We start from the raw sequence: 18,685 nt of genomic DNA, 5'->3' as shown, positions 1-18,685 counted from the left end.
ATTATCAGTGGCTTTGTCAGCCATTGATCCTGTCCTATTTTGCCGTCAGAGACAAGTTATCCCGAACAATTGTCGCTGTTTCCTGGAAATCTGACGAAAGTTTGTTATGCTGAATATTGGCGTTCGAATGAGTCCCTTAAATAACAGAAATGATTTTTACAGCATTTTTATCTACAAGGAGTCACAAATGAACAAGACAGCCGCAGTTATCTCTGCCCTGATGCTCACGTTTACCCTGGCAGCCTGCTCAAGTAACTACGTCATGCATACCAGCGATGGGCGCACCATTGTCGCCGATGGAAAACCCAAGGTGGATGACGATACCGGGATGATCAGCTACAAAGATGCCAACGGCGTTGAGCAGCAGATTAACCGTGCCGATGTGAAGGAGATGGTTGAAGGTAATCAGTAACTTCCAGGCAAAAAAAAGCACCGCGAAGTTGGCGGTGCTGCATAAAATCACTATGGACAGACAGGGTAAATGTACAGGAAGTGAAAAACAGTAGCCTAGCTACCATGTCCGAATTGGCGGACAAATTGCAAACACAACATCACAACCACAAGCCAAAAGTTCATCGGCGTCTTCGACACCCAATCCCTTTTCGTTCCGGCCCAGGAAGTGTCGCCACTATAGGTATTTACTGGCGCATGCTCAACGGACAATTTATAATGGCTCGGATTAAAAAAACTAATGGCAATAGTCCACGCGGATGGGCTAGTGGCGTTATGTATCATGCAGCCTGATCTCGTTTGCGAAACCCGGCGGTCATTTGTTACATAAATGTAACTAAAGCCGATGAATTGCAAATTGGCCGCTCTGGCGTGTCCCTGCGCTCGCGGCATTTTTCGGCACAGCTAGGTAGCGGTAAGGACGCGTTCAGCCGACAACGCCGCAGTTTGCCATACAAAAGGGTCAATGAATGTCTAAACGTCTCCCTCCTCTTAATGCTCTGCGGGTTTTTGACGCGGCAGCCCGCCATTTGAGCTTTACCAAGGCGGCAGAGGAGCTGTTTGTTACCCAGGCCGCAGTCAGCCATCAGATCAAGTCTCTGGAGGATTTCCTGGGGCTGAAACTGTTTCGACGACGCAACCGTTCTCTGTTGCTGACGGAAGAGGGGCAGAGTTATTACCTGGATATCAAAGAGATTTTCTCTTCGATCAATGAGGCAACACGCAAGCTTCAGGCACGCAGTGCCAAGGGGGCTCTGACCGTCAGCCTGCCGCCCAGTTTCGCCATTCAGTGGCTGGTGCCACGTCTTTCCAGCTTTAACTCAGCTTATCCGGGGATCGATGTGCGCATCCAGGCCATTGACCGCGAAGAAGAAAAGCTGGCGGATGACGTTGACGTGGCGATCTTTTATGGCCGTGGCAACTGGCCGGGAGTACGCGCCGAGCGTCTGTACGCGGAGTATCTGCTGCCGGTTTGTTCTCCCAGCCTGTTAATGGGCGATCATGCACTGAAAGTGCCGGGCGATCTGGCTTATCATACGCTTCTGCATGATACTTCACGCCGCGACTGGCTGGCATATACCCGCCAACTGGGGTTACAGCATATCAACGTGCAGCAAGGGCCAATCTTTAGCCATAGTGCCATGGTGGTACAGGCGGCCGTTCATGGCCAGGGGATTGCGCTGGTGAATAACGTGATGGCGCAAACCGAGATCGAAGCCGGTCGGCTGGTCTGCCCGTTTAACGATGTGTTGGTAAGTAAAAACGCTTTTTATCTGGTATGTCATGACAGCCAGGCAGAACTGGGTAAAATAGCCGCCTTTCGCCAATGGATCTTGGCGCGTGCGGCCAGCGAACAGGAGAAGTTCCGCTTTCGCTATGAACAATAAAGCCGGCTGCGGTGACGTTGTGGCTGGTGGATCTCGATTAAGGTGAATAATGATGAGTAGCCGTTCTATGCTGATTTTTGCTGCTATCAGTGGTTTTGTCTATGTTGCTCTGGGCGCGTTTGGTGCGCACGTATTGAGTAGTGCGCTCGGGGTCAATGAAATGGCCTGGATCCGCACCGGGCTTGATTACCAGGGGTTCCATACTCTGGCGATCCTGGGGCTGGCCGTTGCCATGCAGCGTCGGGTCAGCCTGTGGTTTTACTGGAGCGGAGCGCTGTTGGCGCTCGGCACCGTGTTGTTCAGCGGCAGCCTGTACTGTCTGGCGCTGTCTCACCAAAAGGTTTGGGTTTATGTCACGCCAGTGGGCGGGACCTGCTTCCTGATCGGTTGGGCATTGATGTTGATTGGCGCTTTGCGTCTGAGGAAAAAGGCCGAGCGCCATGAATAAGATCGCGTTGTACTGCCGCCAAGGCTTTGAGAAAGAGTGCGCGGCGGAAATTACCGACAAGGCCGCCCAGTTGGAAGTGTTTGGTTTTGCCAGGGTTAAAGACAACAGCGGCTATGTGCTGTTTGAATGCTATCAGCCGGACGATGCCGATCGCCTGGCGAAAGAAATCCCGTTCCGTGAGCTGATCTTTGCCCGCCAGATGCTGGTGGTGGGAGAACTGCTGCGTGATTTGCCACCGGAAGATCGGGTTTCACCGATTGTCGGCATGCTGATGGGCGTGGTCGATCGCGGCGGTGAATTACGGGTAGAAGTACCGGATACCAACGAAAGCAAAGAGCTGCTGAAGTTCTGCCGCAAGCTGACTGTGCCGCTGCGCGGCGCATTGCGTGAGCAGAAAGTGCTGATGGCGCGTGAGAATCCCTCTCGCCCGGTGGTACACGTGTTCTTTATCGCGCCGGGCTGTTGCTACGTGGGATATTCCTATAGCAACAACAACTCCCCGTTCTATATGGGGATCCCACGCCTGAAGTTCCCGTCCGATGCGCCAAGCCGCTCTACGCTGAAGCTGGAAGAGGCTTTCCACGTTTTCATCCCGGCAGACGAATGGGACGAGCGTTTAGGCAGTGGGATGTTTGCGGTCGATCTGGGGGCTTGCCCTGGCGGCTGGACCTATCAGTTGGTCAAACGCAGCATGATGGTGCATTCGGTGGACAACGGCCCGATGGCCCCGAGTCTGATGGATACCGGGCAGGTGACCCACCATCGTGTCGACGGCTTCCGCTTTGAGCCGACCACCAGCAAAAACTACTGGGTAGTGTGCGATATGGTGGAGAAGCCGGCAAAAGTGACCAGCCTGATGATCCAATGGTTGCTCAAAGGCTGGTGCCGTGAGGCGATCTTTAACCTGAAGCTGCCGATGAAGAAGCGCTACGAAGAGGTGGCGCAGAACCTGCAAAGCATCCACGAAGCCTTGGCCAACGAGGGGATTAGCGCAGAGATCCACGCCAAGCAGCTGTACCACGATCGTGAAGAGATCACCGTACACGTGCGCCGCATGTGGTCGGCCATTCCCGGCCGCCGCGACGAGCGCGAGTAAGGCGTAAGGGCGTTGCTGTTGGCAGCGCCCTTAATTTATTGGCAAACGTAACTGTTGCAGATTGCCGTCCAGCGTCAGATCGGTACGCAAAGTGGCGACCTGCTTGCTGATATAGGCCAGCTCGCGGTGCTCTAACAGCTTGCTGTGCCACTTCTCCGGCACCTGTTCCAGGTGTTGATACAGACCATCCAGACTCCCCATCTGTTGCAGTAGCAATACCGCCGTTTTTGGCCCGATACCGGCAACGCCTGGGATCTTGCTGCTACCAATGCCTGCCAGCCCCCAATAATCCGTGAGCTGTTGCGGTAACACTCCAAACTCTTGCTGCACAAACGGCATATCCAACCAGCGTTTCTGGAAGTAGTCACGGATCTGTACGCTGGGTGCCAGCAGCTGGCAGTAGCCTTTGTCGGTAGAGACAATCGTCACCTGGTGCCCGCCTGCGGCAATTTTGGCCGTCAGCGTCGCAGCCAGATCGTCCGCCTCATTGCCAGCCGAATGCCAACTGGCCACCCCAAGCTCGGCAAACGCTTCGCGCAGCTGCGGCATTTCCTGATGCAGGTTTTCCGGCATCGGCGAACGCCCGGCTTTGTAATCGGGCAGAATTTGATGTCGCCAGCTCTCGCTACGGTCGTCTTCGTCGAACACCGCCACGGCGTGGGTGGGCTGGCTGTGTTGAATCAACTGCTGTAGCGCATGCTTGCAAGCGTTGACACAAGGGGAGCCTTGCACCGCATGAATGCGGCGAATTAGGTTCAGAGCATCGACAATCAGTAAATGTATAGGCATAGGCAAGGCAACAACGTCAGAAAATTAGGGCGGCTATGACGCCGCCCAGAGGTGAGGATCAGGCTACAATCTCGTAGCAAGGCACGTAGGCGGTTCCCGGCAGTTTCATGCGGTGCTGGGCGACAAAGCCCTGCAACAGGTTATCCATCTGCTTCATCATCAACGGATCGCCATGCAGCTTGTAAGGGCCGAACTGTTCGATGGCATGGATGCCGTTCTCCTTCACGTTACCCGCTACGATCCCTGAGAATGCACGGCGCAGGGCTGCAGCCAACTGTTCCGCCGGTTGATTCGGGTACAGGTTGAGGTTGGCCATGTTTTCATGGCTTGGCTCGAAGGGGAGCTGCAGGTCCGGTGCAATGCGCATCGACCAGTTAAAGCTGTAGGCATCACCGGTATTGCGGCGGTTTTCTTTCACCAGCGGCATGGCCTTTTTCATCTGACGGGCCACTTCGGCCGGATCGTCGATGATGATGGTGTAGTGACGGCGGGCCTTCTCGCCCAGCGTATTCATGATGAATTCGTCCAGCACGCGGAAATAATCGGCGCTCTCTTTCGGCCCGGTGAGGATCAGCGGCAGTACCTGCTCGCTATTTTCCGGGTTCATCAGAATGCCCAACAGATACAGCAGTTCTTCCGCTGTACCGACCCCGCCAGGGAAAATGATGATGCCGTGCGCGATCCGCACAAAGGCTTCCAGACGTTTTTCGATATCTGGCATGATCACCAGCTCGTTAACCAGTGGATTCGGCGGCTCGGCGGCAATAATGGAGGGCTCGGTCATGCCGATAAAGCGGCTGTTGTGGTAGCGCTGCTGCGCATGGCCGACGGCGGCCCCTTTCATTGGCGCTTCCATCGCCCCTGGCCCACAGCCGGTACAGATATTCAGCTCGCGCAGGCCCAGCTGGCTACCGACCTTACGGGCATAAAGATATTCGTTTTCATTGATCGAGTGGCCACCCCAGCACACCACCATATTCGGGTCTTCGTCGAGGTGAAGCGTGCGGGCATTACGCAGGATGGAGAACACCAGATTGGTGATATGAATGGAGTCTTCCGAATTCAGGTGTTGGAAACGCCCGGCGCTGTCAATTTGGCCGTGGACAAACAGGATATCGCGCAGCACCGCAAACAGGTTGGCCTGCAATGAACGAATAATGCGGCCATCAACAAAAGCCTCTTCTGGCGGGTTCACCAGCTCCAGTTTTACGCCGCGTTCACGGCGCAGTACGTTGATATCAAAGTTTTCATAACGCGATAGCAACTGTTTGCTGTTGTCGGTCTGGCTGCCGGAGTTTAACACCGCCAGGGAGCAGTTGCGGAACAAACGGTACAGGTCGCTGCTGGCGGTACGCTTCAGCATGTCTACTTCCAGCTGCGACAACAAATCCATAGCGCCAAGTGGGCTGATATGTGTAATCAAGGTAACTCCTTTGCGCCCATAAATAGGGCGATAATAATCCTTACCTGTCTCTGTGCACTGCGGTAAGAATTTTGTATTGCCTACTGGAATGCCTGAGCAAAAAGCGGGCACTCTTGATTTAACCTTACCGCCGTCTCCGGATTTTTACCAATACAAACCGCCTGTTAGCTCAGTTGTTGAGCATTATTGACGGGCCAGACGGCCATGCGCCGGTTCGAACGCCACATTGCTGCGCCAAGGGTTGATATCCAGACCACCGCGCCGGGTGTAGCGGGCATAAACGCTCAATTGTTGCGGCTGGCAGAAACGCAGCAGATCGTTAAAGATCCGCTCAACGCACTGTTCATGGAATTCGTTGTGATGACGGAACGAAACCAGATAGCGTAGCAGGGCTTCACGGTTGATCTGCGGACCGCGATAGCGGATTTGCACCGAGCCCCAATCGGGCTGGTTGGTGATCAGGCAGTTGGATTTCAGCAGATGGCTGACCAGCGTTTCCTCGACGATTTGGCTACCGGCTGCGCCTTCCAGGTAACCCGTGTCGAACTCGTAGTTATCAATGCTGATGTCTTGCTGGTCGAGGCATTCACCCTCCAACCGGGCGATAGGGCTGCCTTCAAGCCGATCGACGCTGAACAGGCTCACGCTGACATCCCCTTGTGCGCAGGCGGCGAGATCGCGTTGTAGCGTAGAGCGTACCGCTTCCCAGTCTGGGAAGTGGGTTTGGTTAAAGCTGTTGAGATAGAGCTTGAAGCTTTTGGACTCGATCAGGTTGACGCTGTTGGCATTCAGGCTGATTTCTCCCACCGCGACCTGCGGCAGCCCCTTGGCATTGAGCCAGGACAGTTCATACAGCGTCCAGATATCGGCACCGTGGAACGGCAGGTTATCGGGATAAAGCCCCAGCGGCTCCCGGTTCATGCTGCGAGGAACCGCTTGTAACAGTGAGGCATCGTAGCAGTCACGGTATGCGGTTGGCTTGCCCAGCGTCAGTGCCGCCAGAGCCTGATGATCTTGATAGGAGGACATGAGCTGTCACCTTGGTCTTAGATAGGTACAATAGGCACCAGTTTACCGTATGCGAGAAAAAATATGGACCATGATGTATCGCACGCCCTGTGTGAATTTACCCAGCGCTATGTCGACAAATGGCAGCAGCAGTATGGCCATGCCCCGGCTAGCCAGGAACTGTACGGCGTGGCTTCCCCCTGTATTGTCGAAAATCGCGATGATACGGTGCTGTGGCTGCCACAGCCTTTTACGCCAGCGGCCAGCCTGGAAAAGGTGGAGCAGGCGCTGGAACTGCAACTACAGCCGGATATCCACACCTTCTATACCCAACAGTATGCCGGGGATATGAATGCGGAGTTTGGCGAGCATCCGTTGACGCTATTGCAGGTCTGGAGTGAAGACGACTTTATTCGTCTGCAGGAGAATCTGATTGGGCATCTGGTGACGCAAAAACGCCTTAAGCTATCGCCTACGTTGTTCCTGGCGACCACAGAATCGGAAATGACGGTGGTGTCGCTGTGTAATGTCAGCGGCAACGTGCTGCTTGAGCAATTTGGCAGCAAAAAACGCACGCTATTAGCCGCCAGTTTGGGGGATTTTCTCAATGCTTTACGCCCCAGAGTTAATTAATCGGCTAATTTGCCTTTAGTGCGTGTGCGAGATCTCTTACAAAAGCTGTGAGAGATCGCTTTTAATTTTTCGATTTAGTTAGCCATTTTTTAATTATTAGTTATATATATCAGTTTGTTATGTATTTTTGCCGATGTAGGTTAAGTCAAGTTTACCGTAATCCGTCCTACATGCCCTTGTTAACGGGAAGGAAATAAGCGATCTTATGTCTACCGGAAGGAAGCCGGATGGAGCAGGAAAGCGTCAGGATGATGCAGCTTCAGGAAGAAGAAAGGGATGCACTCAGGAAGAGTGGAAAGGATTGGTATCAGGATGATACACAGGATGTTTCAGGATTGAAACCAAGGACACCTCCAGGACGGAGATAGAGAGCCAGCACAGGATTGTTGGTGGGTCAGGAAGGCCGAGGAACCGCGTCAGGATGATGTTAGAGGATTTTGCGAAGGATTGTTTTGGTCAGGATGGCCGAAAGGAAAAGTTTTCAGGGATTGAGCAGGGAGCACACTTGTAGCGGGATTAGCTATAAAACGAACCGGGGGCACTGTTAACGCAGTGCCCCCAACTTTTTGTCTGGAGCAAAGGCCAGACAGCAAATCCTGCCTGACTTCCCCCCCTTAAGGTTTACCCGATTGCCCCCAACGTATCGCCTGTGCTTTGTTTCTTCGGTAGCAGGAACAGCGTGGCGAAAATATCCAACAGGTAAATAGCGGCCAGCAGGCTGATCGCGGCGGTAAAGGAAACCTGAGTGACCAGCGCACCGATCACCAATGGCCCCAACCCACCGACGCCGCGGCCCAGGTTGAACAGGATATTCTGCGCCGTGGCGCGAGCCTGTACCGGGTAGGTGTCAGAAATCAGCGCGCCGTAGCCGCCAATCATCCCGTTAACGAATACTCCCATCAGTGCACCCGCAAACAGCATCAGCGTGGGATCGGTGAGTTGCGCATAGCTTATGACCATCACCACAGCGCCAACCTGATAAATGACAAAGATGATCCAACGGGGAAAGCGGTCGGCCAATACGCCGAACAGCCAGATACCGAAGGTCATACCGATCACCGTGACTCCCGTCCAGACGCCGGATTTGGTCAGCGAGAAGCCAAAGTTTTTGGCCAGATAGGTCGGCATCCAGATCATCAGCCCGTAATAGCCAAAGTTCTGCACCGAGCAGAGGATAAAGATCCCCAGGCTGGCCTTGCCGGTGGCGCGATCCTTAAATAGCAGCTTTAATCGTTGAGTAAAGGAGAGCTGCTGTTCGCTGGTTTTTTGCTGTGTAAACGCTTTGGGTTCGCCCATGGTTCGGCGAATAAGGAAGGAAACCAGCGCCGGCAGCAGGCCTACCAGGAACATGCCACGCCAGCCGATATAAGGCAGCAACAGCGGAGTGAGGAAGGCCGCGGCAAGTACACCGAGCTGCCAACCCATGCCCACATAAGCCGAGGCACGGTTACGCTTCTCAGCGGGCCAGGCTTCGGCGATCAACGCCATGCCAATACCGAATTCGCCACCCAGCCCAATCCCGGCAAGGGTGCGATAGGCCAGCAAGTCCCAGTAGCCGACGGCAACGGCGCACAGGCCGGTAAACAGCGAAAACATCAGGATAGTGATGGTCAGCACGCGGATGCGGCCAAAACGGTCGCTGAGATGGCCGAAGATCACGCCGCCAATCACTGCGCCGATCAATGTCCAGGTCACCAGCGAACCGGCTTGTGATGAGGTGAGACCCAGCTCAGTGGTGATCACCGGCAGCATAAAGCCGAGTATCAACAGATCGAAGCCGTCCATAGCATAACCGGTAACCGAAGCCAGCATGGCTTTACCGGGCGTAGCGTGATTTTTATTGAGTGATGTTGCGGGCATGTCTTTTATCATGTGTGATTTTTGGGTGCGCGTATTGTGCCGTGCCAGGCATGGCGCCACCAGATAAAATTGGGTGCTTTGGGCTTAAATGTTATGCTTTGCGGCTTGCAGCCGTAGGCTGATTAACATGCTTAAATTGTTCGGGAATGTCGATGAGTATATCCAACCAGGTTCGCCACAATTTACAGGCGATTGAACAGTCCATGCGCGATCTGACGCTGTGGCAGTTGACGCCGCCAGAAGCCGAGGCTTTTGCCAGCACGGAACCCTTTTGCATCGACAGCATGCAGGCCGAAGAGTGGTTGCAGTGGATACTGTTGCCAAGGATGCATGCGCTGCTCGATGCTAATGCGCCACTGCCAACGCGTTTTGCCATCACCCCCTATTTTGAAGAAGCGTTAAAGGATAAACAGCCGAACTGCCTGCCGCTGCTGTTGCTGTTACAACAGCTGGATTCACTGCTCAATATCGAGCTGTAATCGCGCTGCATTCTACACCTGCAATCTGCAATTCGCCGGTATGGCTAAAATAGAGTTTCCACCGCCGTGTGCAACTAGTAGATAATGTGCACATTACCGCGAGTCACCAAGGAGGGTTTCTCATGTTGAGACAAAATATATTCGGTTGGTCGGGGATTGCGCTAGGCGGCCTGGCGCTGTTATTGGCGATGGTGCATTTCTATGCCGGGCCATTTGCCCCTCAGCAGACGTTGGAAAGCCTTGTTGCGGGTAAAGCGGTGGCTATCAAAGAATCACTGCTGGCCTCATTGGCTGGCCAGCAAATCCCTGAAAAGGTCTCGCGGCCTCATTATGATGTGGATCGGATTTTGAAGATCGTCACTGCCGTATTGGCTGTGGGGGCCGTGATCCTGGGCGCCATTGCTGGTGTGTGTAAGGAAAATCCGCGCGCGGTTTCCGCTGCGGTATTGCTCGGTATTGGCACGCTGGCTTTTCAAATTGCCATGTTTGCTTTTGGCGTGATCATGACCATTCTTCTTATTGTGTTGGTATTGTCACTGATTTCTGGAATGGGTGTAGGCTGTTAGCTGCTTAGGCTCCGTCGTCGGAAACCTTGTCTCTGGGTGTCTTTCAAGGATTAAAAAGGTGCTGCAATCATGGATTTGCTGAAGTTTATCCTCCGTTTGCCTTTTACGTTGATAAAAGGCCTGTTCCGCCTGTTGGCCCTGGTTTTTGGCCTGTTGGGGCGGCTGTTCAAGCCGGTGGTGGGCAACCTGAACTGGAATGCACCTGCCTGGTGGGCAGCGGTATCCGGCGGGGTGAGGCGCGGCTTCCTGCGGCTGGAAGGTGGGGTAGACAAATATCCCAAAGCCATTAGCCTGTCGTTGCTGGTGCTGTTGTGCGCCGCGGGTGGCGCCTTCTACGGATGGCACTGGTGGCTGAATCGGCCACAGCCGATTGAACCGGCACCGATGGTGTACCAGGAAACCAGCGTGCGGGTATCCGATCCTGAGCCGGTTAACTTTGCCGTGCAGAAATCTGCGCCGCAGCAGGTCACCCTCACCTTTAGAAACTCCGTGGCACCGTTGACCGATGCTGGCAAGGTCGTGGAAAAAGGCATCTCCATCAGCCCGGCCCTTGAAGGGCAGTGGAAGTGGAATAACGCCTGGACCCTGGTCTTCACGCCGAAAAACCTATTGCCGATGGGCAGCAAATATGAGGTTAAGCTCGAGCCTGCCGTGTTGCTGGCCCCGCAGATTAAACTCGCCAACACCCACTACAGCTTTAGTGCCCCGGCTTTTGACTATCAACTTGGGCAAGCTGAGTATTATCAAGACCCACAAGATCCGCAAAAGCGCAGCGCTATCTTCAACGTCAAATTCAATGCGCCAGTGGACGTGGCCAGCTTTGAAAAGCAGATCGCCATGGGGTTGATCGAAGCCAACGCCAAATCTGAAAAGAAACTTAATTTCTCCCTGGTTTACGATGCCAAGAAGCTGAACGCCTGGGTGCATTCTGAACCGCTGAAAGCGCTGGATCACGGTGGTAAAGTGCATCTGGTACTGGGCAAGGGCATCAAGTCGGTGGTGTCTGCCAATGAGATCGCTCAATCGAAAGACAGCTGGGTGTCGGTGCCAACTCTGTATAGCCTCACTGTGAAGGACGCTAGCGCCCAGGTGGTCGATAGCGATGGCAGCAAAGGCCAGCGTGCGCTGATCGTCGCCTTCAGCGATGCGATCAAAGACAAAGATGCCGGGCGCGCGGTCAAGGCCTGGCTGTTGCCGCAGCATAATCCTAACGATTCCGAAGCCAGTAACGAACCGGACGATTTTTATCAGTGGGGCGGGACCGAGAGCATCGAAAACAGCGTGATGGCCCAGTCTACGCCGCTGACGCTGACCCTGAATGAAGCGGAAGAGACCTATCAACCGCAGTTCAGCTTCAAGTTTGACGCACCGGCTCACCGCTTTATGCTGCTGGAGATCACTAACCTGATGACCTCTTCGGGCGGCTATAAAATGCCGGAGAAGGTCTACCGTATCGTCGAAGTACCAGACTTCCCGAAAACCTTGCAGTTTATGTCACAGGGTTCTCTGCTGTCGGTGAATGGTGACAAGCAAATCAGCGTGGCGGCGCGTAACGTGCCCGGCCTGCGTCTGGATATCAAGCGGGTGATCCCAAGCCAGCTGCAGCATATCGTCTCATTCAAAAGCAGCGAATACACTTCGGCCCAGTTCAACCAGCTTAACGATGAATATTTTACCGAACACTTTAACTATCAAACGGTCATCAACAACGATCAGCCGGGTGAAGTAAGCTATAAGGGCATAGATCTCTCACGTTACCTGTCCACCAGCACGGATTCCCATCGCGGCGTGTTCCTGCTGACGCTGTCGGAATGGCAGCCGGAAAAGAAAAAGACGCAGGCCGCAGAGGATGAAGGCGATCAGGGCGAGCAAGAAGGGGATGATTCACCTAGCGTGGGAGATTCGCGCTTTGTTGTCGTCACCGATCTGGGCATCATTGCCAAACGCTCGCAGGATAAAACGCGTGATGTGTTTGTCCAATCTATCCACAGCGGTGCACCAGTCGGTAACGCCAAGGTTTCGGTGATCGCCAAAAACGGCGTGACGCTGCTCAGCCAGGTGACCGATGCCAATGGGCACGTGCGTTTCCCATCGTTGGACGTGTATACCAACGAACGTCAGCCGGTGATGTTCTTGGTCGAAAAAGAGGGCGATGTGTCCTTCTTGCCGACCACCCGCTACAACGACCGCGGGCTGGATTTCTCCCGCTTTGATATTGAAGGCGAAGAAACTCCGATCGATCCACGCACCCTGAGCAGTTATCTGTTCTCCGATCGTGGCGTGTACCGTCCGGGCGATACCTTCAATATTGGTCTGATTACCCGTGCTGCCGATTGGGGCGTAGCCCTGGCTGGCGTACCGGTACGTGCCGAGATCCGCGATCCGCGCGACAAATTGATGACAACGGTGCCGCTGACTCTCGGTGGCAGTGGTTTCAATGAATTGAGTTACACCACCGACGAGAATGCGCCAACGGGCGAATGGAACGTCTACCTGTATCTGATTGGCAAGAATAACGACACTTCCACCTTGCTCGGCCATACCGCCGTCAACGTAAAAGAGTTTGAGCCAGACCAACTGAAGGTGAAGCTGGAGTTGACGCCGAACCGCCAGCAAGGGTGGGTGAAACCTTCTGAGCTGCAGGCGAACATCGATGTGCAGAACCTGTTTGGCACGCCTGCCCAGGATCGCCGAGTTACCTCGAAGCTGACGCTACGGCCAATGTATCCAAGCTTCGATCGCTTTCCGGATTACGCCTTCTTTGAGAACCGCCAGAATAGCGACGGTTTTGAAACCGAGCTGGAAGACCGTACCACCAACGAGCAGGGCGTGGCGAATATCCCACTGGATCTGAAGTCCTATGCGGATGCCACCTATCAGCTACAACTGCTGTCAGAAGCCTTTGTAGCGGGTGGCGGGCGTTCCGTTGCCGCCACCGCTCGGGTGCTGGTATCGCCGTATGACTATCTGGTAGGCGTGAAGCCAGACGGTGATTTAGGCTATATCAACCGGGGTTCGGCGCGAAATCTGAACGTGATTGCCGTCGATCCTTCCCTGAAACAGATTGCACTCGCCGATCTGAAGCAGGTGTTGATCGAGCAGAAATACATCTCGGTGCTGACCAAGCAGGATTCTGGCGTTTATAAATACCAATCGAAGATGAAAGAGGTGCAGTTGTCCGAGCAGCCGTTGGCGCTGAGCGAGCAGGGCACCGATCTGACCTTGGCAACCGACACCCCGGGTGACTTTGTTCTGGTGATCGAAGATGCACAGGGCAAGGTGCTCAACCGTATCGCCTATAGCGTGGCGGGCAATGCCAACCTCAGCCGTTCGCTGGATCGCAATGCCGAACTGAAGCTGAAACTGAACCAGGCGGAATATCAGCCGGGTGAAGAAATTGAAGTGGCGATCAACGCGCCTTATACCGGCAGCGGTTTGATCACCATCGAAAAAGACCGTGTCTATGCCTGGCAGTGGTTCCACACCGATACCACCAGCTCGGTGCAGAAAATCCGGGTTCCGGCCGGGATGGAAGGCAACGGGTATATCAACGTGCAGTTTGTGCGCGACGTGAACTCCAGCGAGATCTTTATGAGCCCGCTGAGCTATGGCGTCATGCCGTTTAAAATCAGCACCAAAGCCCGGCAAAACGGCCTGGAAATAGTGACGCCTGAGGTGATTAAGCCGGGTGATAACCTGACGATTACGGTGAAAACCGATGGTCCACAGCAGGTGGCACTGTTTGCCGTAGATGAAGGGATCTTGCAGGTAGCGCGTTACCGCCTGAAAGATCCGCTGGAGTACTTCTTCCGTAAGCGTGAGCTGAGTGTGGAAAGCTCGCAGATCCTCGATCTGATCCTGCCGGAATTCAGCAAGCTGATGGCGCTTTCTGCGGCACCGGGCGGTGATGCGGGTGAAGGGCTGGATCTCAACCTGAATCCTTTCAAGCGCAAGCGCGACAAGCCGGTGGCCTACTGGTCTGGCATTACCGAAGTGAACGGCGAGAAGCAGTTTACCTATCCGGTGCCGGATTACTTCAACGGCAAGATCCGCGTGATGGCCATTTCGGTTACGCCAAGCAAAATCGGCAAGGCCCAAACCTCCGCGACGGTACGTGACAACTTCATCATGACGCCGAATGTGCCTTATATGGTGGCACCGGGGGATGAGTTTGATGTCAGCGTAGGGGTTAGCAATAACCTCGAAGGGTTGAACGGAAAGCCTGTGGCGATCGCCGTGCAATTGACGCCGCCACCGCAGTTGGAAGTGGTGAGTAAGGCCGAGCAAAGCCTGTCATTGGCGGAGAAGCGTGAAGGTGTGATCACCTTCCGCCTGCGTGCCAAGGCGGCACTGGGTGATGCTCCGTTGGTGTTTGATGCGCGTTACGGTGATAAAACCAGCCGCCGTACCGTTAGCACCTCGGTACGCCCGGCAATGCCTTTCCGCACCCAGACGGTGATGGGCCGGATGAGCGGTAGCAGCCAGAATATTGATAATCTGCGGCAGATGTTTGATGCCTATGCGCAGCGTAGCGCGGCGGTATCTCACTCCCCGTTGGTGCTGACCAACGGCCTGGCGCAGTATCTGGCGGATTATCCGTACTACTGTTCTGAGCAGATCGTCAGCCGTTCCATTCCGCTGATCATGCAAAGCCAGCATCCGGAAATGAAAAGCAGCCTGAGCCAGGCCGAAGTCAGCAAACAGCTGAAAAACCTGCTCGGCGTACTGCGTTCCCGCCAGAACGACAGCGGGGCCATTGGTGCCTGGCGTTCATCGCCGGAAACCGATCCTTTCGTCACGCCATACGTGGTGCAATACCTGCTGGAAGCCAAAGCGGCGGGTTATGCTTTGCCGGTGGGAATGCTGGAAGATGCCAACGGTGCGCTGCGTGAACTGGCAGCCAACCGTTATGATGATATGTACCATCTGCGTCTGCGTACCTGGGCAGTCTACCTGCTGACCTTGCAGGGCGAAATTACCACCAACTCGCTGGCCTCGGTGCAGGATACGTTGCAGAAACTGTATCCAGACAGCTGGAAAACCGATCTGAGTGCCCTGTATCTGGCATCGTCTTACCGTCTGCTGAAAATGGACGATGAGGCGAATGCCTTGCTGCAACCTAGCTGGAAGCAACTGAGCAAAGCCTATGACAAAGGCTGGTGGACGCAGAATTACTTCGATCCGCTGGTGCAGGACGCAACGCGTCTGTACCTGATCGCTCGCCACTTCCCGGAGAAGGTGTCTTCCATCCCTCCGCAGGTGCTGGAGAACATGGTCAAGGCGTTGAAAGAAGAGCGCTACACCACCTATTCTTCGGCGATGAGTATCCTGGCGCTGGAAAGCTACTCGGCTCAGGTGGCGGCGCAGGCCAATACTAGCGATTCGCTGACGATTGCGCAGAGCGGCAAGCAAGGTAACGTCGATCCGCAGGTGATTTCAGAGATGATAGGGCTGTTTGCCAAAGGCCAGTTTACGGCCGAGGCCAAGGCTATCCGTTTTACCAACAGCGCCGACGCTCCGGCCTGGTATGTGGTCACTCAGGCCGGTTACGATCTGGCTGCTCCACAGAAAGCCATTGCTCGCGGTTTGGAAATTACCCGTGATTACACCGATGAACAGGGCAAACCGGTCACTCAGGTAACGTTAGGACAGAAGATCAACGTTCATCTGAAAATCCGCGCCAATTCGAAAGAAGGGCAGAGCAACCTGGCGATTGTCGATCTGCTGCCTGGCGGATTTGAAGTGGTGCAGCAAACGGCACCAGAGCCAGAATCGACCGGCGAAGACGGTGAAGCCAGCGAGAATACGGATGCAGGGTGGCAGTCACCACTGGCTGCCTCGGGCTCCACTTGGGCACCTGATTACAGTGATATCCGCGAAGACCGGGTGATTATCTATGGTAGCGCCAGCACCGATGTGCAGGAGTTTGTCTACCAGATTAAAGCGACCAACACCGGTAGCTTTGCGATCCCTCCGGCTTATGGCGAAGCCATGTACGATCGTGAAGTGCAGGCCATGTCGGCCAGCAGCGGTAAACTGGTGGTTGTACCGGCGGAAAGTCAATAAGCCATCGCGATGCCCCGCAGCGTTGAGCTGCGGGGTTCGTGGGTATCGAGACTCCATGAAAATCCTTCCTGTATCTGCTGTGGCAAAACGCTGGCTGCAAAATATCCTGATGGCGGTATTTCTGCTGGCGCTGGGCCTGGTAGGTGCCCGGCTGTGGCCGCATCCTCCTCTTTCGCAGGGCGTGCCCTTCTCTACGGTTTACTACGATCGCCACGGGACGCTGATGCGCCTCACGTTGGCCAATGACGACCGTTATCGCCTGTGGACGCCGTTGGAAAAGATCTCGCCGTTGGCGGTGCAGGGTATTTTGCTGCATGAAGATCGCTGGTTCTATTACAACCCCGGATTTAACCCCGTCAGTCTGCTGCGTGGCTTTTGGCGCAGCTACGTAGCCGGCGGCAAAATGCAGGGCGGTTCGACCATCACCATGCAGCTGGCGCGCATGCATTGGCATCTGAATACCCGTACACCCGGCGGTAAACTGATGCAGGTTCTGCGGGCCGTGCAGTTGGAACTCAGCTACTCCAAGCACGATATTCTGGAAGCCTATCTCAATTACGCCCCCTATGGCCGCAATATTGAAAGCATCGGTGCGGCCAGCCTGATCTATTTTGCCAAGGCACCGCAGGATCTGACCTTGCCGGAGGCGCTGACGCTCTCGGTGTTACCGCAGTCACCCAGCTATCGTATCGATCCTAAAACCGGCGTGTTGGGGCAAGCCCTGACGCAGGCCCGTAACCGCCTGTTTCAACGCTGGCAGGGCGTGTATAGCACCGACAGTAGTCAGCGTGCCTTGTTTCAACTCCCTTTGGCACTGCGCCAACCAGAACGGATGCCGTACATTGCTCCACACTTTATCGAACAGTTGCGTCAACAGACCCAGCAGTTAGTGCAGTTGGATACCCGTGTGGATACCACGTTGGATGCCGGGCTCCAGCGGCTGATCGAAAGGCAGGTGAACGCGTTTATCGTCCGTAACCAGAGCCGGGGGATCCATAATGCCTCGGTGCTGTTGGTGGATAGCCGTGATATGGGGATAAGGGCGCTGGTAGGCTCTGCCGATTATTACAACCGCGAGATCCAGGGGCAGGTGAACGGGACCAATGCCAAGCGCTCCCCTGGTTCGACCCTCAAGCCCTTTATTTATGCTTTGGGGATGGAGCAGGGCGTACTGCATCCGATGACCATCCTGAAGGACGTGCCTTCATCCTTTGGCGCCTATGCGCCAGAAAACTTTGACCGACGTTTCCTGGGGCCGGTAACGGCGACGGATGCGTTGAATTTCAGCCGTAATATTCCAGCGGTGTACGTAGCTTCACAACTACGGCAACCGACGTTTTACCAGTTTTTAAGCCTGTCCGGCATCGCCAACCTGGCCAGTGAAAACCATTATGGATTGTCGCTGGTGTTGGGGGGCGGTGAAATCACTGCTCAGGAACTGGCGAAGCTGTATGCGCTGTTGGCTAACCGGGGCGCATTGCGCCCATTACGGATGCAAAAGAGTGATGCCTATCCGCCACCAATCCGTTTGCTCAGCGAAGAAGCCAGCTTTACTACGCTGGATATGCTGCGCCAGCACCGCCGGCCTGGTGATACTTTGGCACAACGCTCGTCATCCCTGCCGGTCTATTGGAAAACAGGGACCTCCTGGGGCTTCCGCGATGCCTGGAGCGTCGGGATCTTCGGGCCTTACGTGCTGGTGGTATGGGAAGGGAATTTCGACAGCAGAGGCAACAACGTGTTTGTGGGGGCCGATGCGGCAGCCCCGTTATTTTTCAATATTATCGACAGCATTAACGCCAGCTATCCGGCCTTGCAGGAGCCGAAACACTCCTTCCCGAAACAGTTGAAGCGGGTGGATATTTGCTTGGCTAGCGGCAACCTGCCGACGCAGTGGTGCCAGCAAAAAGGCAAAACCTGGTTTATCCCCGGCAAGTCGCCGATCAAGGTCGATACCGTCTATCGCCCGGTGGTGTTGGATATCCACAGCGGTGAGGTGGCCTGCCCGCCGTATGATGAAACACAAACCCGCACCGAAGTGTTTGAGTTCTGGCCTTCCGATCTGGCTAACGTGTTTGCGCAGGCTGGATTACCCAAGCGAGCTCCGCCGGTAAACCATTGCAAGGATAATGCGGTGGCGATGGGGGGCAGCCCGCCGCGCATTACCTCGCCGCTGAAAAATACCACCTATACCTTGCGGCAATCGCAGCAGGGGCGTGACAAAATCTCCTTCAATGCGGTGACGGATGCGGACAGTAAAATGGTGTATTGGTTTGTCGATGATATTTATCTTGGCAGCAGCGGCAGTAAAACCGCCATCGATTGGCGGCCGGTCAACAATGGCCAGTATCGCATCCGGGCGGTGGACGATCATGGCCGGGCCGATAGCCGCCTGATCACCATTGAGCTGGTGAACTAAGATGCCTCTCCTCTCACCCTAACCCTCTCCCACAGGGAGAGGGACAGAACGAGCGTGTTT

13 protein-coding genes are annotated in these 18,685 nt (G+C 54.9%); 9 read left to right on the top strand and 4 right to left on the bottom strand.

The genetic code is table 11. From position 1 onward, the window contains the following. Positions 1–187: 187 nt before the first annotated feature. The 4 genes from KGP17_RS21285 to rlmM all read left to right on the top strand — a co-directional run bounded on the left by KGP17_RS21285 (position 188) and on the right by rlmM (position 3,382). Positions 188–412 carry a YgdI/YgdR family lipoprotein gene (locus KGP17_RS21285; RefSeq protein ID WP_021806121.1) on the top strand — a complete coding sequence of 75 codons (225 nt, stop codon included), beginning with the start codon at positions 188–190 and terminating at the stop codon, positions 410–412. A 508-nt stretch (positions 413–920) separates the two neighbouring features. After that, complete coding sequence (locus KGP17_RS21280; protein WP_021806120.1) at positions 921–1,838, top strand: transcriptional regulator GcvA; 918 nt, start codon at positions 921–923, stop codon at positions 1,836–1,838. Between the two features lie 52 nt (positions 1,839–1,890). Further along, positions 1,891–2,286: a DUF423 domain-containing protein gene (locus tag KGP17_RS21275; protein WP_024484299.1), complete on the top strand. Its 396-nt coding sequence runs from the start codon at positions 1,891–1,893 to the stop codon at positions 2,284–2,286. Beyond that, a complete protein-coding gene (rlmM, locus tag KGP17_RS21270; RefSeq protein ID WP_021179890.1) occupies positions 2,279–3,382 on the top strand; it encodes a 23S rRNA (cytidine(2498)-2'-O)-methyltransferase RlmM in 1,104 nt (367 codons plus the stop codon). Before KGP17_RS21275 ends, rlmM begins: the two co-directional genes overlap by 8 nt. Positions 3,383–3,412: 30 nt before the next feature. On the opposite strand, the gene xni is transcribed toward rlmM, so the two are convergent. The 3 genes from xni to queF all read right to left on the bottom strand — a co-directional run bounded on the left by xni (position 3,413) and on the right by queF (position 6,623). Next, complete coding sequence (gene xni, locus KGP17_RS21265; RefSeq protein ID WP_021806119.1) at positions 3,413–4,171, bottom strand: flap endonuclease Xni; 759 nt, start codon at positions 4,169–4,171, stop codon at positions 3,413–3,415. A 58-nt stretch (positions 4,172–4,229) separates the two neighbouring features. Beyond that, positions 4,230–5,594 carry a nucleotide 5'-monophosphate nucleosidase PpnN gene (ppnN, locus tag KGP17_RS21260; RefSeq protein WP_021179892.1) on the bottom strand — a complete coding sequence of 455 codons (1,365 nt, stop codon included), beginning with the start codon at positions 5,592–5,594 and terminating at the stop codon, positions 4,230–4,232. Between the two features lie 183 nt (positions 5,595–5,777). Further along, positions 5,778–6,623 carry an NADPH-dependent 7-cyano-7-deazaguanine reductase QueF gene (gene queF, locus KGP17_RS21255; protein WP_059201647.1) on the bottom strand — a complete coding sequence of 282 codons (846 nt, stop codon included), beginning with the start codon at positions 6,621–6,623 and terminating at the stop codon, positions 5,778–5,780. Positions 6,624–6,686: 63 nt separating this feature from the next. Here queF and syd point away from each other — a divergent pair, with 63 nt between their 5' ends. Next, positions 6,687–7,235 carry a SecY-interacting protein gene (gene syd / locus KGP17_RS21250; RefSeq protein WP_021806117.1) on the top strand — a complete coding sequence of 183 codons (549 nt, stop codon included), beginning with the start codon at positions 6,687–6,689 and terminating at the stop codon, positions 7,233–7,235. A 621-nt stretch (positions 7,236–7,856) separates the two neighbouring features. Here syd and KGP17_RS21245 read toward each other — a convergent pair. Further along, positions 7,857–9,095 (bottom strand): MFS transporter, encoded by a 1,239-nt coding sequence (locus KGP17_RS21245; protein WP_021179895.1) that lies wholly within the window; start codon positions 9,093–9,095, stop codon positions 7,857–7,859. Positions 9,096–9,247: 152 nt separating this feature from the next. On the opposite strand from KGP17_RS21245, the gene KGP17_RS21240 reads away from it, so the two are divergent. From KGP17_RS21240 to pbpC, 4 genes are all read left to right on the top strand, one after another. Continuing rightward, on the top strand, positions 9,248–9,574 hold the full coding sequence (locus KGP17_RS21240) for a YqcC family protein (RefSeq protein ID WP_021179896.1): 327 nt from the start codon (positions 9,248–9,250) through the stop codon (positions 9,572–9,574). 122 nt (positions 9,575–9,696) lie between these two features. Then, entirely contained in the window at positions 9,697–10,140 is a 444-nt protein-coding gene (locus KGP17_RS21235; protein ID WP_021806116.1) for a hypothetical protein, read from the top strand. Positions 10,141–10,209: 69 nt separating this feature from the next. Next, positions 10,210–16,206 carry an alpha-2-macroglobulin gene (locus KGP17_RS21230; RefSeq protein WP_223498283.1) on the top strand — a complete coding sequence of 1,999 codons (5,997 nt, stop codon included), beginning with the start codon at positions 10,210–10,212 and terminating at the stop codon, positions 16,204–16,206. A 55-nt stretch (positions 16,207–16,261) separates the two neighbouring features. Continuing rightward, the gene (pbpC, locus tag KGP17_RS21225; RefSeq protein ID WP_179253219.1) at positions 16,262–18,625 is read left to right on the top strand and encodes a penicillin-binding protein 1C; all 2,364 of its coding nucleotides are present in this window, start codon (positions 16,262–16,264) and stop codon (positions 18,623–18,625) included. Positions 18,626–18,685: the final 60 nt, after the last annotated feature.

Origin of the sequence: Serratia sp. JSRIV001, assembly GCF_019968745.1 — a bacterium.
Classification (GTDB): domain Bacteria; phylum Pseudomonadota; class Gammaproteobacteria; order Enterobacterales; family Enterobacteriaceae; genus Chania; species Chania fonticola_B.
Note: the sequence above shows the minus strand (reverse complement) of the source record. Positions and strands in the feature narration are given on the sequence as shown.